The organism is Kitasatospora sp. NPDC093102, assembly GCF_040683915.1.
Lineage (GTDB): Bacteria > Actinomycetota > Actinomycetes > Streptomycetales > Streptomycetaceae > Kitasatospora.
The window spans coordinates 40760-59299 of the sequence record NZ_JBFBFA010000008.1 but is presented as its reverse complement, the minus strand read 5'-3'; the positions used below and the strand labels follow the sequence as shown (position 1 = coordinate 59299).

General features: G+C 73.5%; 14 protein-coding genes and 1 other RNA gene. 3 read left to right on the top strand and 12 right to left on the bottom strand.

Annotated elements, in window-relative coordinates; translation table 11 throughout:
* Positions 1-17: 17 nt before the first annotated feature.
* The 6 genes from AB0O11_RS14045 to ftsE all read right to left on the bottom strand — a co-directional run bounded on the left by AB0O11_RS14045 (position 18) and on the right by ftsE (position 6380).
* The gene (locus tag AB0O11_RS14045; RefSeq protein WP_363385616.1) at positions 18-2321 is read right to left on the bottom strand and encodes a UvrD-helicase domain-containing protein; all 2304 of its coding nucleotides are present in this window, start codon (positions 2319-2321) and stop codon (positions 18-20) included.
* A 151-nt stretch (positions 2322-2472) separates the two neighbouring features.
* Positions 2473-2854: a transfer-messenger RNA gene (gene ssrA, locus AB0O11_RS14040) on the bottom strand.
* Positions 2855-2940: 86 nt separating this feature from the next.
* The gene (gene smpB / locus AB0O11_RS14035) at positions 2941-3417 is read right to left on the bottom strand and encodes an SsrA-binding protein SmpB (protein ID WP_224282587.1); all 477 of its coding nucleotides are present in this window, start codon (positions 3415-3417) and stop codon (positions 2941-2943) included.
* A 44-nt stretch (positions 3418-3461) separates the two neighbouring features.
* The gene (locus tag AB0O11_RS14030) at positions 3462-4586 is read right to left on the bottom strand and encodes a S41 family peptidase (protein ID WP_363385614.1); all 1125 of its coding nucleotides are present in this window, start codon (positions 4584-4586) and stop codon (positions 3462-3464) included.
* Positions 4587-4699: 113 nt separating this feature from the next.
* Positions 4700-5611 carry a permease-like cell division protein FtsX gene (gene ftsX, locus AB0O11_RS14025; RefSeq protein WP_363385611.1) on the bottom strand — a complete coding sequence of 304 codons (912 nt, stop codon included), beginning with the start codon at positions 5609-5611 and terminating at the stop codon, positions 4700-4702.
* 79 nt (positions 5612-5690) lie between these two features.
* Entirely contained in the window at positions 5691-6380 is a 690-nt protein-coding gene (gene ftsE, locus AB0O11_RS14020; protein WP_030059730.1) for a cell division ATP-binding protein FtsE, read from the bottom strand.
* 350 nt (positions 6381-6730) lie between these two features.
* Between ftsE and AB0O11_RS14015 the strand changes: the two genes are divergently transcribed.
* Positions 6731-6925 (top strand): hypothetical protein, encoded by a 195-nt coding sequence (locus AB0O11_RS14015; protein ID WP_224284789.1) that lies wholly within the window; start codon positions 6731-6733, stop codon positions 6923-6925.
* A 151-nt stretch (positions 6926-7076) separates the two neighbouring features.
* Here the strand turns inward: AB0O11_RS14015 and prfB are convergent, their stop codons facing one another.
* From prfB to AB0O11_RS13995, 4 genes are all read right to left on the bottom strand, one after another.
* Positions 7077-8192, bottom strand: a complete 1116-nt coding sequence (prfB, locus tag AB0O11_RS14010; RefSeq protein ID WP_363385608.1) for a peptide chain release factor 2 — start codon at positions 8190-8192, stop codon at positions 7077-7079.
* Between the two features lie 70 nt (positions 8193-8262).
* Positions 8263-9516: a serine/threonine-protein kinase gene (locus AB0O11_RS14005; RefSeq protein ID WP_363385606.1), complete on the bottom strand. Its 1254-nt coding sequence runs from the start codon at positions 9514-9516 to the stop codon at positions 8263-8265.
* A 238-nt stretch (positions 9517-9754) separates the two neighbouring features.
* Positions 9755-10927, bottom strand: a complete 1173-nt coding sequence (locus tag AB0O11_RS14000) for a ricin-type beta-trefoil lectin domain protein (protein WP_363385604.1) — start codon at positions 10925-10927, stop codon at positions 9755-9757.
* 25 nt (positions 10928-10952) lie between these two features.
* Positions 10953-12797, bottom strand: a complete 1845-nt coding sequence (locus AB0O11_RS13995; RefSeq protein ID WP_363385601.1) for a protein kinase — start codon at positions 12795-12797, stop codon at positions 10953-10955.
* A gap of 382 nt (positions 12798-13179) precedes the next feature.
* Between AB0O11_RS13995 and AB0O11_RS13990 the strand changes: the two genes are divergently transcribed.
* Entirely contained in the window at positions 13180-16026 is a 2847-nt protein-coding gene (locus AB0O11_RS13990; protein ID WP_363386087.1) for an FtsK/SpoIIIE domain-containing protein, read from the top strand.
* Positions 16027-16310: 284 nt separating this feature from the next.
* Here AB0O11_RS13990 and AB0O11_RS13985 read toward each other — a convergent pair whose 3' ends face one another.
* Positions 16311-16862, bottom strand: a complete 552-nt coding sequence (locus AB0O11_RS13985) for a hypothetical protein (protein ID WP_363385598.1) — start codon at positions 16860-16862, stop codon at positions 16311-16313.
* Between the two features lie 14 nt (positions 16863-16876).
* Positions 16877-17275 carry an ATP-binding protein gene (locus AB0O11_RS13980; protein ID WP_363385596.1) on the bottom strand — a complete coding sequence of 133 codons (399 nt, stop codon included), beginning with the start codon at positions 17273-17275 and terminating at the stop codon, positions 16877-16879.
* 372 nt (positions 17276-17647) lie between these two features.
* Here AB0O11_RS13980 and AB0O11_RS13975 point away from each other — a divergent pair, with 372 nt between their 5' ends.
* Positions 17648-18403, top strand: coding sequence for a helix-turn-helix transcriptional regulator (locus tag AB0O11_RS13975; RefSeq protein WP_363385594.1), 756 nt, complete (start codon positions 17648-17650; stop codon positions 18401-18403).
* The last annotated feature ends 137 nt before the right edge of the window (positions 18404-18540 follow it).

Sequence of the window (18540 nt, the reverse complement as noted above, 5' to 3'; positions counted from 1 at the left end):
TTCTTCCGTAGGGGCCGTCAGCCGTGCAGCATCGCCGGCACGCCGGCCGCGTCCGGCAGGTCGTCCGGGCCGGAGAGCACGGTCAGCCGCTGGGTCGCGCGGGTCAGCGCCACGTACAGCACCCGCAGACCCGCCTCCGACTCGCCGGCGATGCCGGTCGGGTCGGCCACCACGGTCGCGTCGTACTCCAGGCCCTTGGCCTCCAGGCTGCCCAGCGCCACCACGCGCCCGCCCAGGCCCTCGGCCCAGCCGGCCGCCTCGTCCCGGCGGTCCATCGGCACCACGATCGCCACGGTGCCGTCCACCTCGGCCAGCAGCCGCTCCAACTCGACCCGGACGGCCGCACCGAAGGCCTCCGGCGAGGGGTCGGCGACGGCCGCGAAGCGCGGCTCCACGCCGACGTGGCGCACCGCGCTCGGCGACGGGGTGCCCGGCGCGGCCAGCGCCAGCACCTTGGCCGCGACCTCGGCGATCTCAGCCGGGTTGCGGTAGTTCACGGTCAGCGTGAAGCGGCGGCGCGGCTTGCCGGAGAGCACCTCGTCCAGCGCCGCCTGGGCCTCCTGCGGGAACGGCCAGGAGGACTGCGCCGGGTCGCCGACGATCGTCCAGGTGGCCATCCGGGCCCGGCGGCCGATCATCCGCCACTGCATCGGGGTGAGGTCCTGCGCCTCGTCCACGATGACGTGCGCGTACTCCCTGCGCTCGACCGGCTGGCGGTCACGCTGGCGGGCGCTGCGGTCGGCGAAGGTGGTGACCTCCTCCAGGCCGCTCAGCAGGTCCACCGCGTCCACCTCGCGGACCTTCGGGCGGGCCGGCTCGCCGAGCAGCACCTGGAGCTCGTCGATCAGCGCGACGTCGTGCGCGGACAGCGCGCCTTCGCCCTCCGCGGACAGGTGGCGCCAGGAGGCGGCCAGCAGCCTGGCCTCGTCCGGGGTGACGGCGCGGCCGGCGATCCGGTTGGTGTGCCGGTGCTGCCGCAGCGTGCCGAGCACCCGGCGCGGGGTCAGCGCCGGCCACCAGGCGTCCAGGAAGTCCAGGAACGACGCCTCGTCCGAGACGTACTCGTCGAAGGACTCCTTCTCCTCCTGGCGCTGCTCGCGGGCGTAGTGGTCGGCGGGCTTCGGCAGGTCCCTGGTGGCCTGCTGCCACAGGGCGTCCAGCAGCAGCCTGCGGGCCCGCGGGCGCAGCAGGTTCAGCGGGGTGCCGCCGGAGCCCACCACGTTGCCGCGCACGGCCTTCAGCCGGCCGGCGTCCAGCTTCAGCACCTCGCCGCGGGCGACCACCTTCAGCTCCTGCGGCGCGCCCAGCTCCAGGGCCGCGCGGGCGGCCCGGCGCAGCAGCTGCACCATCCGGCCCGAGCCCTTGACCCGAGCCGCCTGGGGGGTGTCGTAGGTGCCCGCCTCGATGCCGTCCACCAGCGAGCCGACCGCCCGGATGGCGACCTGGCCCTCCTCGCCCAGCGCAGGCAGCACGCCCTCGGTGTAGGAGACCAGCAGCGGGGTCGGCGAGACCACCAGGATGCCCCCGGCGTAGCGGCGGCGGTCCTGGTAGAGCAGGTAGGCGGCGCGGTGCAGGGCGACGGCGGTCTTGCCGGTGCCGGGGCCGCCGGTGACCAGGGTGGCGCCCGCGGCGGCGGCGCGGATCACCTCGTCCTGCTCCTTCTGGATGGAGGAGACGATGTCGCGCATCGAGTGGCTGCGGGCGCGGCCCAGCGAGGCCATCAGCGCGCCGTCGCCGACCACGGCCAGCTCCTCGCCGTCCAGGGTCGGGGTGAGGTCCGGACGCAGCAGGTCGTCCTCGACGCCGATCACCTTGCGGCCCTTGGACCGGATCACCCGGCGGCGGATCACCCGGCCCGGCTCGACCGGGGTGGCGCGGTAGAACGGGGCGGCGGCGGGCGCGCGCCAGTCGATCACCAGCGGGCCGTACTCGGCGTCCAGCACGCCCAGTCGGCCGATGTGGAGGGTCTCGGCGACGGCCGGGTCGGCCGGGTCGAGCGGGGTGTTCGACGGGATGCCGTGCTCCTCCGGGGCGTCCGCCCGCTGGAGGTCGATCCGGCCGAACAGGAAGTCCTCGAACTCGCTGTTCAGGCGCTGGAGGTGGGCGCCGGCCCGGTAGACCTGGGCGTCGCGTTCGGCGAGCGCGCCGGGGGTGCCGACCTGGACCCGCTTGGCGGCGTCCTCCAGGATGTACTCGGCTTCGGCGAGCTTCTCCTCCAATCGGTGGTAGACGGTGTCGAGGTGCTGCTGCTCACCGGCGATCTCGCGCGCGCGGACGGTCTCGTGGTCGGTGGCGGGGGTGGTGGGCGTGTTGCTCTGCATGGCCTCGGTGGTTGCGGCGGAATCCGGCTCCGGAAAACGAGCGGACGGATGATCCTACGCCGCGACCCCGGGGCCGCGCTGCTCCGGAACGGACAAAAGTCGAAGGCCGCCCTCCGCGGAGCGGTGGACGGCCTTCGGTGTGAACATGGGGTGGTGGAGATGCCGGGAATCGAACCCGGGTCCAGTGGAGTTAATTCAGGGCTTCTCCGAGCGCAGTCCGCTGTGCTTTTCTCGGCCCTGGCGGTCACACGGACAAGCCGCCAACAGGCCCAGCTGCTGTTTGATTTCCCATCCGCCCCCGCAGCCCGGGCGGACGGTTGAGTTCCCTAGATTATGCCAGGGTCCGGGTCGGGAACTCCCCGGTCTGACACCCAAGCGCTATCGGTGCTTATTAGGCAGCGAGAGCGAACTGCTGGGAATCGCGCTTAGAGTTGGCGATTATTTTTTTGCGACACGTGGTTAACGAGATCATTGCCGCGTTCCTCGGCTCGCTTCCCCTGTTTCAACATCCCCTGTCGAAACCGATCATCCCCATGTTTTGTTGAGAAACAGCTCGGACGGTGATCGTCCGTGTTGCTTGCGCCATAGTACGCGAGGCGACGGGTGAGGGTCCAGCGGATTAACGCTGGCGTCGGCGGGCCGCCGCCACCGCGCGGGCCGTCTCGCGGGTGTCCTGCTTCTCGCGCAGCGTCTGGCGCTTGTCGTAGAGCTTCTTGCCGACCGCGAGCGCCAGTTCGAGCTTCACCCGGCCGTCCTTGAAGTACAGCGAGAGCGGGACCAGGGTGTGACCCGCGTCGCGGACCTTGGTCTCGATCTTGCGGATCTCCAGCTTGTGCAGCAGCAGCTTGCGCTTGCGCCGGGCCGCGTGGTTGGTCCACGTCCCCTGGGTGTACTCGGGGATGAAGACGTTGTCGATCCACGCCTCGTGGTTCTGGATGTAGGCGTAGCCGTCGACCAGGTTGGCCCGCCCCTCACGCAGCGACTTGACCTCGGTGCCGGTGAGTACGAGGCCGCACTCGTAGGTGTCGAGGATCGTGTACTCGTGTCGCGCCTTCTTGTTCTGCGCGATCAGCTTCTGTCCGGTTTCCTTTGCCATAGCGCGGCCATTCTCGCACTTCGACGCCGGATGGGGCAGCTGCTTTACGCGCGGGTGCCGAGTCCCGCGAGGACCCGCAGGGCGAGCTCGTCGGCCGCCTCGCCCGAGCCGGCCGGGACGTCGGGGGTGAGGCCGGTGCCCTCCGGGGAGCGGCCGGCCGGGGTGTAGTAGCGGCCGACGGTCAGTTCCAGCACGGCGCCGTCGGCGAGCCGGCTGGGCTGCTGGACGGTGCCCTTGCCGAAGGTCCGCGAGCCCACCACCAGGGCGCGGCTGCGGTCCTGGAGGGCACCGGCGAGCAGTTCGGCGGCGCTCATCGTGCCGCCGTCCACCAGCAGCACCAGCGGGGTGCGCTGGTCGCCGCCGGGCGGGACGGTCAACTCCCTGGTCTCGCCGCGCTCCTGGTACGAGCCGACCGTTCCGCCGTCCAGGAAGATCCCCGCGGTGGCGGCCGCCTCGTCGACCAACCCGCCGGAGTTGCCGCGCAGGTCGAGCACCACGCCGGTGTGCGGGGTGCGCAGTGCGGCGCGCACCTGGTCGGCCACGCCGCTCGTGAAGGCGCGCACGGTCACCCGCAGCACGCCCGTGCCCAGTTGCTCCGCGGTGACCTGCCGGCTGTCCAGCAGCACGCGCCGCAGCCGCAGTTCGCGCTCCTCGCCCTCGCCGCGCCGGACGGTCAGCGTGACCTCGGAGCCGGCCCGGCGCTCCTCGCCCTGGCCGCGCAGCCGAGCGACCACCTCGGTGACCGGCAGGTGGTCGGCCTGGTCCTGGCCGATCCGTACGAGCCGGTCGCCGGGGGTGATCCCGGCCGCGGCGGCCGGACCGCCCGGCGCGACCTGGGAGACCTCGGTGACGCCGTCCTGGCCGCGGCCGACCGAGAGGCCGACGCCCGGGTACCGGCCGTCCAGGCCCTGGCTGAACTCCGCGTACTCCTGGGCGCTGTAGTACGCGCCCCAGCGGTCGCCGCCGGCCGCCAGCAGGTGCTCGGCCTGCTGCTCGGACAGCGCGGCGCCGGCCGGGTCCGCCGGGAGCCCGCCGGCCGGGGCGGTGTCGGCGGAGGGGCGGCGCGGCGGGTCGCCCCAGGCACCGGTGGCCGCGCCGGCCAGCAGCACGGCGCCGAACACCAGGCTGAGGACGGCCACCTGACGGCCCCTGCGCGGAGTTTGCAGCATGGCATCGGAGTGTAGACACCGGTCCGCGCGGGACGTACCGGAACGGTGGACCGCGGAACGCCGACGGCCCCGGACGGCGCAGTGCCGTCCGGGGCCGTCGGGGCGTGCGGGGATCAGACCTTGAGGTACTTGCGCAGGGTGAAGAAGGCCGCGACGCCGGCCATGCCCATGCCCACCACGATCAGCAGCGGTATCACCGCGAGCACCGAGCCGAGCCCGATGAAGTGGATGAACTGCACCCGGTCGGCCAGCCAGTTCTGGACGAAGAAGTGCCCGCCGATCAGCAGCCCGGAGGCCATCATCGCGCCGAGCAGCGCCGAGAAGGCCGCCTCGGCGATGAAGGGCATCTGGACGTAGAAGTTCGAGGCACCGACCAGGCGCATGATGCCGGTTTCGCGCCGTCGGCTGTACGCCGACACCCGGACGGTGTTGACGATCAGCAGCAGGGCGACGAAGAGCATCAGCACCATGATCACGAAGGCCGCCGTCTGGAGGCCGTTGAGCAGGCCGAACAGGTTCTCCAGGATCTTCCGCTGGTCCTCGACCGACTTGACGCCGGGCTTGCCGGCGAAGGCGCTCTGGATCACGTCGTACTTGGTCGGGTCGTTGAGCTTGACCCGCCAGGACTGCGGCATGGCGTCCGGGCCCAGGACGGAGATGAGCGGGTTGTCCGGGTTCATCTCCTTCCAGTGCTTGTACGCGTCGGCGGAGCTCTCGTAGGTGGACGACTGGACCACCGAGGTCATCTTGTCCAGCTGGTCCTTGATGTCCTGGACCTGCTGGTCGGTGGCCGCACCCTTGTCGCACTGGGGCGAGTTGCGGGCGTCCGCCTTGGTGCAGAAGTAGATGCTCACCTCGACCTTGTCGTACCAGTACCCCTTCATGGAGTTCACCTGGTCGCGGACCAGGAGCGAGGAACCGGCGAGGGCGAGGGAGAGCGCGACGCTGACCACGACCGCGATGGTCATGGTCAGGTTGCGTCGGAGACCCACACCGATCTCCGACAGGACGAACTGGGCACGCATGCGGGAAACAACTCCAGGGTCGGTACTGCTCTGGGTCTGGCGGTGCGGGCCGACGGCCCTACGGGTCAGCGCTGGTCGGTCAGTGCTGGTACCCGTAGACGCCGCGGGCCTGGTCGCGGACGAGCAACCCCTTGTCGAGCTCGATGACGCGCTTGCGCATCTGGTCGACGATGGCCTGGTCGTGGGTGGCCATCAGCACCGTGGTGCCGGTGCGGTTGATGCGGTCGAGCAGCTTCATGATGCCGACCGAGTTCTGCGGGTCGAGGTTACCGGTGGGCTCGTCCGCGATGAGCAGCATCGGACGGTTCACGAAGGCGCGGGCGATCGCCACGCGCTGCTGCTCACCACCGGACAGCTCGCCCGGCATGCGGTCCTCCTTGCCGCCGAGGCCGACCAGCTCCAGCACCTCGGGCACCACCTTGTTGATGGCGCTCTTGGGCTTGCCGATCACCTCCAGGGCGAAGGCGACGTTCTGCGCGACCGTCTTGTTCGGCAGCAGGCGGAAGTCCTGGAAGACGGTGCCCAGCTGGCGGCGCATGTGCGGCACCTTCCAGTTGGACAGCTTGCCGAGGTCCTTGCCCAGCACGTGCACCGCGCCCGTGCTGGGGCGCTCCTCGCGCAGGCACAGGCGCAGGAAGGTGGACTTCCCCGAGCCGGACGAGCCGACCAGGAAGACGAACTCACCCTTCTCGATCTCCAGCGAGACGTTGTCCAGGGCGGGACGGTTCTGCTTGGGATAGGTCTTGGAGACGTTGTCGAATCTGATCACGGCTGCATCACGGAGGCCATCCTAGGCGGCGCCATTCCTCGGTCGGTCCGCCCCGGAGGCCCGGGTCCGGGAGCGGGCGAAAGGAGCGCAGAGGGCCGCTCCCGGACTCGGACCATACGCGAGTCGGCGACCGGCCCGCAGGGACCGCCCGCGACAACGGCCGACCCATGGGGGAGAATGTCCGCTTATGCCCCGAATATTGCGAGGCATCTCACAGCCCGGGAGCCGGAACCGCCGGAACCTGGCAGAGTGGAGGTGGCGACCGTTCCCGGCCGCTCTCCCGTACAGGGCAGTACATGGAACCAAAGCCCCGTCCAGCGCGTTGGTTGTAGCAGCGAGGAGGAGATCGCATGACCTGCGACCATCTGGTGTGCGCCAACTGCAACGGCCGCGTCAGCGACGGACGTTGCCCGGTGTGCCGGGCCAACCGGGCCCGGATGCAGGAGCAGCAGGGGCCGTTCGCCGCGCTCTCCCCCGCGACGCTGCTGGCCCTGCTGGCCGGGCTGCTCGCGGTGGCGCTGATCGCCCGGCAGGCCCTGGCCTGACCACCCACGAGACGTACGCAGAAGGGCCCTGACCGCTGCGGTCAGGGCCCTTCTGTGTCGTCCGGTGACTACTCGGCGCCGGTCTCGCGCTGCTCGCGCCGGCGGATTCCGGCCTCGATGCCGTGCTTGGTCTTCATCGAGGCCGCGACCCTCACGCCTCGTTCGAGGTCTCCCGCTGCTTCCTCCAGCGGATCCCGGCCTCGATGAAGCCGTCGATGTCGCCGTCCAGCACGGCCTGCGGGTTGCCGGCCTCGTACGCGGTGCGGACGTCCTTGACCATCTGGTACGGGTGCAGCACGTAGGAGCGCATCTGGTTGCCCCAGGAGCTGCCGCTGTCCTTGAGCGCGTCCATCGCCGCCTTCTCCTCCTGGCGGCGCCGCTCCAGCAGCTTGGCCTGGAGGACGTTCATCGCGGACGCCTTGTTCTGGATCTGCGAGCGCTCGTTCTGGCAGGAGACCACGATGCCGGTCGGCAGGTGGGTGATGCGCACCGCCGAGTCGGTGGTGTTGACGCCCTGGCCGCCGGGGCCGGACGCGCGGTACACGTCCACGCGCAGGTCGCCCTCGTCGATGTCGACGTGGTCGGCCTGCTCGACGACCGGGAGGACCTCGACGCCGGCGAAGGAGGTCTGCCGGCGGCCCTGGTTGTCGAACGGCGAGATGCGGACCAGACGGTGGGTGCCCTGCTCGACCGAGAGGGTGCCGTAGGCGTACGGCGCCTTCACGGTGAAGGTCGCGGACTTGATGCCGGCCTCTTCGGCGTACGAGGTGTCGTACACCTCGGTGGGGTACCCGTGCCGCTCGGCCCAGCGCAGGTACATGCGCATGAGCTGCTCGGCGAAGTCGGCGGCGTCCACGCCACCGGCCTCGGCACGGATGTTGATCAGCGCCTCGCGGGCGTCGTACTCGCCGGACAGGAGGGTGCGGACCTCCAGCTCCTCGACCGCCTTCTGGAGGGCGACGAGCTCGGCCTCTGCCTCGGCGCGGGTGTCCGCGTCGTCCTCGGCCTCGGCCAGCTCGAACAGCACGCCCAGGTCGTCGATGCGGCCGCGCAGGCCCTCGACCCGACGCAGTTCGCCCTGGAGGAAGGAGAGCCGGCTGGTCACCTTCTGCGCGTTCGCGACGTCGTCCCACAGGGTGGGGGCGGCTGCCTCCTCCTCCAGGACCGCGATGTCGGCCCGGATCTTGTCCAGGTCGAGGACGGCCTCGATCGACCCCATGGTCGTATCGAGGTTCTTGAGCTCTTCGGAAGGATCGACGGCTGCCACGCCCCCCAGGGTAATGGTTCCGGGGGTGGTCATGACGACACCCCCGGTTCCCCTGGAGTCACACCTGCGGTCACGGCGCCCGCGGGGCGGTGCCCGACACCGCCGGACGGCTCGGGTGGCCGCCGTCCGGGACGGTGGCCGCGAAGGCCGTCCAGGCCGCGGCGGCGCCCGCCAGCAGCAGCACGGTGGCCACCAGCACGGCCAGCAGCCGGCGGCGGCGCAGCAGGGCCTGGCGGTCCCGGCGGTGGCCCGGGGCGGTGCGCTGGGCGCGGGACTCGGCGGCGTACGCGGCCAGCTCGTCGGCGGACGGGCGGCGCAGGCTGGTGTGGGTGTCCCGGGTGGAGTCCGGGGCGGCACCGGGCACCAGCGGCACGGCCGGGCCGCGGCGGCGCTTGTGGGTGCCCGGGCCGGCGTCGATCTCGGCGTAGACGGCCTCGCCGGGGGTCAGCTGCTCCTCGGCCGGGGTGCGGCCCTGGGTGGGCACGGCGAGCACCGGCAGGCCGGACAGCGAGGGCAGCTGCTCGCGCAGCCGGGCGGCCAGCTCCGCGGCGCGCAGCCGGGAGGCGGGGGCCTTGGCCAGGCACTCGGAGATGATCCGCCACAGCCCGTCCGGGAGGCCGGGGATCGGCGGCACCTGCTCGGTGACGTGCCGGCGCAGCACCGCGCCGGTGTGGCCGCCGCCGAACGGGGTGAAGCCGGCCAGCAGCTCGTACAGCACGGTGGCGAGGGCGTAGATGTCGACGGCGGCGCGCGGCTCCAGGCCCTCGATGATCTCGGGCGCGAGGTAGTCGGGGGTGCCGATGATCCGGGTGGCCCGGGTGCGGCGCGGGGCGTCGACCAGGCGGGCCACGCCGAAGTCGGTGAGCTTGGCGCGCGGGGCGCCGCCGGGGCCGGGGGCGGCGGCGAGGTCGAGCAGGACGTTCTCCGGCTTGACGTCGCGGTGGACGATCCCGGCCGCGTGCGCGGCCGCCAGGCCGTCGGCGACGTCGGCGATGATCGAGGCGGCGGTCTGCGGCGGCAGCGCGCCGTCCCGCTCCAGCCGGGAGCGCAGGTCGGTGCCCTGGACCAGCTCCATCACCAGGGCGAGGTCGCTGCCGTCCACCACCATGTCGCGCACGCCGACCACCCGGGGGTGGTCGAGGCTGGTCAGCGCGGTGCGCTCCTGGACGAAGCGGCCGACCAGCACCTGGTCGGCGGCGAGGTCCTCGCGCAGCAGCTTGACCGCCACCGGGCCGTCGGGCCCCTCACCGAGCCAGACCGTCCCGGCCGAACCCCGGCCGATCACCTGGTGGACGGTGTACCGGCTGCCGATCTTGCGTGCCAATGCTGCTCCGTGGACGGCGCGGGAGCGCTCCGGGGGTCCGGCGCACTCGGTGGGGCGGGACAACAGCGACCAACCTACGCGCCCTGAGGCCCTGCGGGGGCCGCCGGAGGGCCCTGGAGCGGGGGTAGCGGGCGAGAAATCTCGCAGATTGTCGACAAAGCGTCAATCTCGCCGTCCCGAGCCCGATCCGGAGCCGGCGCCCGGCCGGCACCTGACCGGCCGCCGGCCCGACACCGGGTCAGCTCACCCCGGTCGGCAGGGTCCAGCGCTGGCCCGGAGAGCCGTCGCAGCCCGCCAGGTCGGCGGCGCCGCCCGGCGCGGTGCCGTTCGCGGGGTCACGCAAGCAGCCCTGGGCGCCCTGGTTCCACAGCGCGCCCGCCAGGCCCACCAGCCAGACATGGTACGGCGAGCCGTTGCAGGGGTTGAGCGAGGCCAGGTTGCCGTTGGTGCCCAGGCACTTGCCGCCCTGCCGGACCGTCCCGTCGGTCTCCACGCTCCACTGCTGGGCCTGCGAGCCGTCGCAGGCCAGCAGTGCGACCGGCTCCGGGCCGGTCGCCGGGCTGCCGTCCGGCGTGCGGGTCAGGCAGCGGCCGCCCGGGGCGCCGATCGGACCGACCGGGCGGCCGGGGCGCACGTCGGTGGCGAAGGACTCGGTGCGCAGACCCGTACCGCCGCTCCAGATCTCGAAGCCGGCCTCCACCGAGATCAGGTACCAGTCCGGGTTCACCACCCCGCGCACCACCGCGTCCCGGACGAAGGCCCGCAGGTCGAGGTCGGTGACCGAGGTGACCGGGGTCTGCGCCTGGTAGGCGACCATTGGCCACTGCCGCCCGTTGGCGGCGATGGTGAGCTGCCAGCTGGTGTAGCCGGTGCCGCCGATGTTGGCGGTTCCGCCGGTGGGGCCCGCCGAGGCCGGGGTGCGGTTCAGCCAGATCATCAGCTCGGCGCCGTCCGGCTGGCCGTTGGCGGCGGGGGTGCTCGGGGCGGTGTTGAACCAGAGGTCGTACGCCACGTCGAAGTCGCCCCGGGCGGGCAGCGTGGTGGACCAGCTGCTGGTGGCCCGCCCCAGCTCGGAGACCTTGACCGGCAGCGTGCTGCCCCGGGTGCAGGTGCCCCAGTGGCAGCCGTCGAAGATCTCCGGGTACGCGGCCGGACCGGCCGGCGGGCTCGTGTTCGCCCCGGAGTCCAGGACGGTGAACCCGGCCCGGCCGTCCGTGCCCAGGCACTGCGCGGCCCCGCCGTAGTTGTTGTTGTCCACCACGTACCGGCTGCCCGCGACCGGGACGGTCTCGTACTGCCCGCAGTGCGGGACCTCCGCCGCCGCTGCCGGTCCGGCCGGCAGCAGCAGCCCTGCCGGCACGAGCACGGCGCCCATCAGCGCCGCGCCCGCCCGGCCTCCCCGTCCACCCATCCCCGTGCCCCCCGTCGTCCGGCCGCTAGCCGCCGATGCCGTTCACCCAGTCGCGCGCGGTGCCGAACCAGCCCACCACGTTGTCCCAGTAGTGCGGCAGCGGCGTGAAGCTCCACAGCGCCACCCCGGCCAGGGCCAGCACCAGCAGCACCATCAGGCAGCCCTTGAGGCAGCCGAGCCCCGGGACGTACATCCGGTTGCGGCTGCGCGGGCGCGGCTCGCGGGCCGGCGCGGGCTCACGGCGGGCCGGGGCGGGCGGCTCCTCGCGGCGCTGCGGCGGGGCCTCCCGGTACTGCGGCGCGGGCGGCTCGGCCCGGCGCGGCACCGGGGTGGGCGCGGGCGGCGGCGGGTAGCCACCCTGCGGCTGCCCGTACCCGGCCGGGGCCTGCCGGTAGCCGCCGGACGGCTGCGGACGGCCACCCTGGCCGCCCTGGCCGCCCTGGCCCGCCCGGTAGGGCGGAGGAGCCACCGGCGGGCGCTGGGCGTAACCGGGCGGGGGCGGGGACTGGCGGTAGCCGCCGGGCTGCTGCTGCGGCCCGGGGTGCCCCCCGGGGGCGCGCTGTCCCGCCTGACGCCCCTGCCCGGCCTGGAAGGGCGGCGGGGCGACCTGCGGCTCCGGGTAGTCCTCCGGGCCGAAGTAGCCGACCTGGGTCTGCTGGTTGCGGTCCCGCGCCGCGCGCAGCTGGGTCTGCCACGGGTGCGGCGCCTCCTCCTGCGGCGGCGCGGCGGGCGGGGGCGGCGGCACCGCGACGGGCGGCATCATCCGGGTGCGGTCCGGGGCTCCCTGCGGGGGCGGCGGCTGGGTGCCCATCACCCGGGTCGCCCCGGCCGGGTCGTACAGCGGCCCGCCCGGGGTCGGCGGCAGCACCTGGGTACGGTCCTCGGTGCCCGGGGCCACGGCGCCCGGCACCCCCGTGGGCGGCAGCGGCGGCACGGTGCCGGGGACGGCGGTGGGCTGCGGGTCCGGCAGCAGCAGGGCACCGACCGCCAGCGCCTCGTCGACCGCCGCCGGGGAGGCGTGCACGCCGACGCCGGCCGCGACCACCCGAAGCGCGCGGGCCAGCGAGGTGGCGCCGGGCCGCTGGGCCGGGTCCTTGCGCAGGCAGCGCTCGATCACCGTCCAGAGCGGCTCGGGCATGGTGCTGGGCCGCTGCGGCTCCTGGGCCAGGTGGGCCTGGAGCACGGCGAGCGCGCTGTCGCCCTGGAACGGCTGGCGGCCGGTGACCAGCTCGTACAGCATGATCCCGGCGCCGTACACGTCCACCGCGGAGGTCTGCGGGCGGCCCTCGGCGGACTCCGGCGCGACGTAGGCGGGGGTACCGACGAACTCGTGGGTGCGGGTGACGCCCGGGGAGTCGGCGAGCCGGGCGATGCCGAAGTCGGTCAGCAGCGGATGCATCTGCTCGCTGCCGTCGACCACGGTGGAGGCGAGCAGCACGTTGGCCGGCTTGAGGTCGCGGTGGACGATCCCGTCCGCGTGGCTGGCCGCCAGCGCGTCCGCGACCTGGGCCATCAGCAGGGCGCCCGCGATCGGGCTGAACGGGCCGTTGGCGCGCAGGTAACGGGCCAGGTCGGGCCCCTCCACCAGGTCCATCACCAGGGCCAGCAGCTCGCCCTCGACGACCAGGTCGCGGACCCGGACGATGTTGGGGTGGGTCAGCCGCAGCAGCAGCGAGCGCTCGCGCAGGAAGCGCATCACCACGTCCGGGTCGGCGGCCAGTTCCTCGCGCAGCACCTTGATCGCCACCCGCTGCCCGGGCACGCAGCCCGGCACCTGGACGTCCTCGCGCACCACGCCGCGCCAGACGGTGCCCGTCGCACCCCGCCCGAGGGTCTCATCCAGCAGATACTTGCTGCCGACTGGCCGCACCTGTCGCACTCCTCGCCGTGCCGCCCGCGCGGGGCGCTCCTCCGCCGGTGCGGTGAGCCTGCCGGGCCCGTGTCTGCGGCCAACTCTAACGGTGTCCGTTCGGGTTTTCGGGGTCGCTGGTAGACCATCCGCACGGTCTGGGGAAGGGTTCGGGGACATCCCCTAGGGAAGGTCCCGGGCACCCCGCGAGGAGGCGGCCGACCTGACTCCCCGTCGCCTCCCGTCACGGCGGTGATCGCAAGATCGTCAAATCCGGTACGGTGCGCGGACCGTCCTCGGCGGATGGCAGGATGGACACTCGCCACTCGTGTGGCCCAACGGTGCCCACGGCACCGGGCAGCGGTACCAGGCTTCACACCAGCAGAAGGGACCCGCGGGCGAGATGCAGATCCGGCTGACCGTCCTCCGACCGCGCAGCGGCCCGTCCGCCGCCGGCTCCGCCATTCCCTACGTGGACGTGCTGGTCACCGCGCCCGTCGGCACCGCACTCGGCGCCATCGCGGGCGCGCTCGCCGGCGCGGTGGGCGTGCGCGGGCCGCGGGCCGCCACCCACGTGCACCTGTACGCCGGGGCTCACCGGGTGGACGAGCACACCCTGCTCGGCCACCCCCCGCTGCTCGACGGCGCCGTCCTCAGCCTGAACGAGCCCGACCCGACCGCCGACGACCCCGACGACGCCCCCGCCGCCGAACTGCGCGTGGTCGGCGGACCGGACGCCGGCGGCGTGCACCGGCTGCTCGGCCGGGAGATCCGGGTCGGCCGCTCCGCCGAGGCCGATGTCCCGCTCGACGACCCGGACGTCTCCCGGCTGCACCTCTCCCTGCACCTCGCCGAGGACGGCCGGGTCTCCGTCCGCGACCTCGGCTCCACCAACGGCACCGCCCTGGACGGCCGGCTCGTCCCGCCCGGCCCGCCGGAGGCCGCCGTCCCCCTGGAGCCGGGCGCCCTGCTGCGGATCGGCGAGTCCACCCTCCAGGTGACCGCCCCCGACCCGGCCGAGGCCGCCGGGGCCGTCCGCGCCGCCCTGCCGGACGGCCACGGCCACCTCCAGCTCGCCGCCCCCGGCCCGGTCCGGCCCGCGCCGCCCGTGGTCGAGCCGCCCACCGCCCCCGAACCGGCGCCCGGCCGGAGCCGCGGCCTGTTCTCCCTGCTGCCCGGCCGCACCGCCGAGCCGCCCGGCCAGGAGAGCGCCGAGCGCCACCACGCCGCGGTGCGGCTGCGCCAGACCGCCGCCCAGCGCGAGCGCTGGCCCGACCTCGCCACCCTGCTGCTCAACGCCGTCGGCCCCGGCCCCCGGCTCTGGGAGCGCGGCCCCGGCCACCCCGACGCGCTCACCCTGCGGCTGGGCACCGCCGACCGCCCCGGCGGCCCCGGCACCACACCCGGCACCATGCTGCCCGCCGTCCCGGTCACCCTCGACCTCCAGACCGCCGGCAGCCTCGGCCTCAGCGGCCCGCGCGAGCGCCTGGACGCGCTCACCCGCGCCGTCGTCGCCCAGCTCGCCGCGCTGCACCCGCCGGCCGGGCTCAGCCTGGTCGTGGTCGACGCCGACCCGACCCGCACCGCCGAGGAACGCGCCGACACGTGGGCCTGGGCCCTGTGGCTGCCCCACCTGCGCCCGGTCGACGGCCAGGACTGCCGACTGCTGATCGGCCTCGACGACGAACAGGCCACCGCCCGGCTGACCGAGCTCACCGCCCGGCTCAGCGGCCCCAGCGGCCTCGGCGGCCACTGCGCCACCGTGGTCGTGGTGGACGGCCGCCCGGCCACCGAGGCCGCCCGGCGGGCCCTCGACCTGCTGCTGCGCCAGGGCCCGGCGGTCGGCATCTTCCCGATCTGCCTCGCCGAGCAGCCCGAGCTGCTCCCCCGGGGCCTCGGCGCCACCGCCCTGATCACCGGCGAGGTCGGCACCCAGCTCTCGCTGGACCGCCCGGTCGCCCGCGGCCGGGAGGCCCTGCACGAGGTCTCGCTGGACGCCGTCTCGGACGCCTGGGCCGAACGGCTGGCCCGGGTCCTCGCCCCGCTGTGCGAGGCCGCCCCGGCCGCCCGCGGCCCGCTGCCCGACGCGCTGCGGCTGCTCGACCTGCTCCAGCTCGACACCGTCACCCCGGCCAAGCTGTCCGCCCGCTGGGAGGCGCACGCGGGCGGCATCGGCGCCGCCACCGCGCTGCTCGGCACCACCCGGGACGAGCTCTGCACACTCGACCTGGCCGACCCCGAGCTCACCCTCCCCTCCCCCGACCCGGGCGGCCCGCACCTGCTGATCGGCGGCGCCCGCGGCTCCGGCAAGACCGAGCTGCTGCGCACCCTGGTCGCCTCGCTCGCCGTCTCCGAGCGGCCCGAGCGGCTGACCGTCACGATCATCGAGGGCCGGGCCACCACGGACGGCCAGGACGGCCTGGACGGCTGTACCGAGCTGCCGCACGTCACCGGCCGGGTGAACGCCGCCGCCGACCCGCGCGCCGCACTGCTCGCGGCCGAGGCACTGGAGGACGAACTCACCCTGCGGGAGCGGCTGTTCGACGGGCTGGACTTCGCCTCCTGGCACGCCGCGCGCATCCTGGACGGGCAGAGCCTGGACGAGCACGAGGCGGACGCGGACCACCCCCAGGTCCCGGTGCCCGCCACCGTCGGCGGCGGACCGGCCACGACGCCCCGGATCATCCCGCCGCGCAGCGCGGAGGGCCCCCGCCCGACCGCCGCCCCGGCCGCGCCCGCGCTTGCGCCCGCCCGGCTGGTCGTCGTCGTCGACGACTACGACGCGCTGCTCTCCCCCACCTCCGCCGCCGGCCGCCCGCTCGCGCGCGCGCTGGCCGCCGTCGCCCGCCGCGGCGGGCCGCTCGGCGTCCACCTCGCCGTCGCCACCAGCCGCCCGGAGGAGAGCGCCGGTACCGAGGTGGACGAGGCCGCGCTGCTCCGGATCGCCCTGCGCACCGACGACCCGGCCGACTCCGACCTGCTGATCCACCTCGGCGACGCGGCCGCCCTGCCCGAGGAGACACCCGGCCGCGGCTACCTCCGCCTCCCGGACGGCGGCGTCACCGCCTTCCAGACCGCCCGGATCAGCGGCCGCATCCCGCGCACCGCCACCCTGCGGCCCACCGTCGTCGCCATAGACCCGCTCCAGCTCGGCGCCCCGCCGGCCCGCCGCCCGGTCCGCGAACTCGGCAACGGCCCCACCGACCTCGCCCTCCTCGCCAGCGCCCTCCAACGCGCCGCCGCACGCTGAGCCCTCCGGCGGGCCCCAGCCCTGTGCGTGGGAAGTCGGCCCAACCGACTTCCCACGCAGGGAGAGCTGACCCGCCACGCCCTCAACACAGGTCGCCCCCTCCCCTCCCGCCAGGACAACAAGGTCCAGGCGGCCTGGCCGAGAACGGCCGGGCCGCCGAAACCACCGCCAAGCAGCCCTCACTTCGCCCCACCCTCCGTCGCCGCTTCGGCCTTGCCGAAGCGGCGACGGCATCATGCAGCATCTCTTCTGCGTAGGAAGTCGACCTGGCCGACTTCCTACGCTTACGGACAAGCTGCGCGGGCGCGGCAGCGGGTGAGGGCGTATGTGATGCGGCGATCGGACGGGAGGGTGGTGGCGAGGAGCTCGCCGGCGGTGGTGAGCGTGGTCCAGTAGAGGGTGGGGTCGCCGGTGCGGGGGAGAGGGTGGGTGGAGGCGAGGGAGAGGTAGGCGGCGGTGAGGTTGCCGGTGGTGAACCAGCGGTTGAGGCCGTGGCGGTGGCCGGGGCGGATGCCGCCCATGGCGTCGATGGCGGTCAGGAAGTGGTCGACGACGGCGAGTTCGGTGTCAGTGAGGGACTTGGGGATGTCGAAGACGCCGAGGGCTTCGAGGAGTTCGCCGGTGTCGCTCTCGGTGTCGGGGCGGGGGTCCGCGAGCAGGGCGTCGTAGCAGTCGTCCAGGCGGCGAGAGGTCTCGGCCTGAGGGATGCCGAGGGCGAGGCAGACGGCGCGGGCGACGGGCAGGGGGCGGTGGCCGAGGCGGGCGATGAGGGCGTAAGTCGCGGCGGGGGTGGCGCCTCGGGAGAGGGTGTGGCGGGCGAGGGTCGCGAGGTGCATCGGGGATCAGGCTTTCAGGCGAGGGTGGTGGCAGGGGCGATGAGGGCCCAGACGAACTTGCCGATGCCGCAGGGCCGGGAGGCGCAGCCCCAGCGTTCGGCCAATTCGTTGACGAGGAACAGGCCGCGCCCGTGCTCGTCGTCGGGGGCGGCGGTACGGAGGGAGGTGTAAGTGGTGCCGGCGTCGTGGACTTCGAGGCGCAGGCGGGAGTTTGCGAGGGCGAAGCGGACCTCGATGTGGCGGTCGTCGGGGGCGTCCGAGTGCTGGACGGCGTTGGCGAACAGCTCGCCCAGCAGCAGCTCGGCGGTATCGCGGTAGCGGTCCCCGGAGGGCAAGCCGGAGAGGTAGGCCCGAAGCAAGTACCGGGCCAGGGGCGTGGATTCGGTCCGCGAGTCGAGGCGCGCGACAAACATGCGGGGACGGCGGGACGTGAGCATGAGGGAGCACCTCGAAGGGAAGGAAGAGGGGGTTGTCGGGGTGCGTCTTCAGATAGTCCGGCGGCAGCAGCAAGCCGAACCACCCACAGGAGCACGCCCAGGTGCTGATGCCGTCCGGGTCCGGCGGGTCGGACCGAATCAGCGTGCCGCACGGGCACTTGTTGGGCTGCCTCTCCGGCCTTTGAGCCGGTTCGCGCTTCGCCATCGCTGCTCCTCTGCATCCCCGGAGGGCTTGATGGTGCCCTGGAAGGTCAGTCCGTTGCGACGCCGCCCGGACGCCTCTCCGGCGTCCCGACAAGGCGTCATTTCGGTGTCTTTCAGAGGAGGTCGGCCTCTATGGTGGGATTCATGACGACGCCGAACGAGACCCTGAGGGCCGTACGCCTTGGACTTCGTCTCAGCCAGGACGAGTTCGCGAAACGCCTGAGGACAGTTGGGACGGCCCAGGGAGAACCCAATGACGCCAGTAAGCGTCTCGTGCAGCGCTGGGAGTCAGGAGAGGTCAGGTCTCCTCGCCCGGTGTACGTTCGAGCCCTTGAAGCTGTCACCAAACTCTCCGTGGACCGCCTCGGCTTCGCATCACCACAGCTACCGCCGAGGGTCAGCGTGGACGGTACGGGAGGCCATGACATGACCAGCGATGAACCAGGCGTGCCCGTGCAGGCCGCACCCGCCCCCATGGGTGAGGACTACTCGGGAGTCTGGATCAGCCACTACGAGTTCTTCAGCAGCAGCCGGGAGAACACGTTCACCGGCCTGCACCACGTCGTACTGTCCCAGAGCGGGAACCGGATCTCCGGCCGGTCCCTCCCCGGCGCGTCGTCCAATCCCGACTCACCGCTGTCGTTCGATCTCACTGTCGATCGGAACGTCGTGACGGGCTCATGGGTGGAACAGACCGCACAGGACGGCTACTACCAGGGGGCCAGGTACCACGGCGCCATTCAGCTGCTGGTCGATCCGACCGGGCGCCGCATGGCCGGCAAGTGGGTCGGCTTCGGCAAGGAATTCGACGTCAACACCGGGCCCTGGGAGCTGCGTCTACTGGACAAGTCCACGGCTGACGACGTGTTGAGCCGCTACAGCGTGCCGCCGGAGGCGTAGCGCGCCTCACCGCACTGGCGCGGCCGCACCGCCGCAACCCCCGCGTGCGCGAACTCCTGGAGCGCGCCCGCCCCATGGCGGGCGGCCGTCAATTCGCAAACGGTTCGCACCCTACGTAGCCGATGTGCTACTTTCCG

Bases quoted from the DNA above. Each gene is read 5' to 3' on its own strand.
- AB0O11_RS14045 (WP_363385616.1), bottom strand. From the start codon at position 2,321: ATGCAGAGCAACACGCCCACCACCCCCGCCACCGACCACGAGACCGTC.
- smpB (WP_224282587.1), bottom strand. From the start codon at position 3,417: ATGGCAAAGGAAACCGGACAGAAGCTGATCGCGCAGAACAAGAAGGCG.
- AB0O11_RS14030 (WP_363385614.1), bottom strand. From the start codon at position 4,586: ATGCTGCAAACTCCGCGCAGGGGCCGTCAGGTGGCCGTCCTCAGCCTG.
- ftsX (WP_363385611.1), bottom strand. From the start codon at position 5,611: ATGCGTGCCCAGTTCGTCCTGTCGGAGATCGGTGTGGGTCTCCGACGC.
- AB0O11_RS14015 (WP_224284789.1), top strand. From the start codon at position 6,731: ATGACCTGCGACCATCTGGTGTGCGCCAACTGCAACGGCCGCGTCAGC.
- AB0O11_RS14000 (WP_363385604.1), bottom strand. From the start codon at position 10,927: ATGGGTGGACGGGGAGGCCGGGCGGGCGCGGCGCTGATGGGCGCCGTG.
- AB0O11_RS13990 (WP_363386087.1), top strand. From the start codon at position 13,180: ATGCAGATCCGGCTGACCGTCCTCCGACCGCGCAGCGGCCCGTCCGCC.
- AB0O11_RS13985 (WP_363385598.1), bottom strand. From the start codon at position 16,862: ATGCACCTCGCGACCCTCGCCCGCCACACCCTCTCCCGAGGCGCCACC.
- AB0O11_RS13980 (WP_363385596.1), bottom strand. From the start codon at position 17,275: ATGTTTGTCGCGCGCCTCGACTCGCGGACCGAATCCACGCCCCTGGCC.
- AB0O11_RS13975 (WP_363385594.1), top strand. From the start codon at position 17,648: ATGACGACGCCGAACGAGACCCTGAGGGCCGTACGCCTTGGACTTCGT.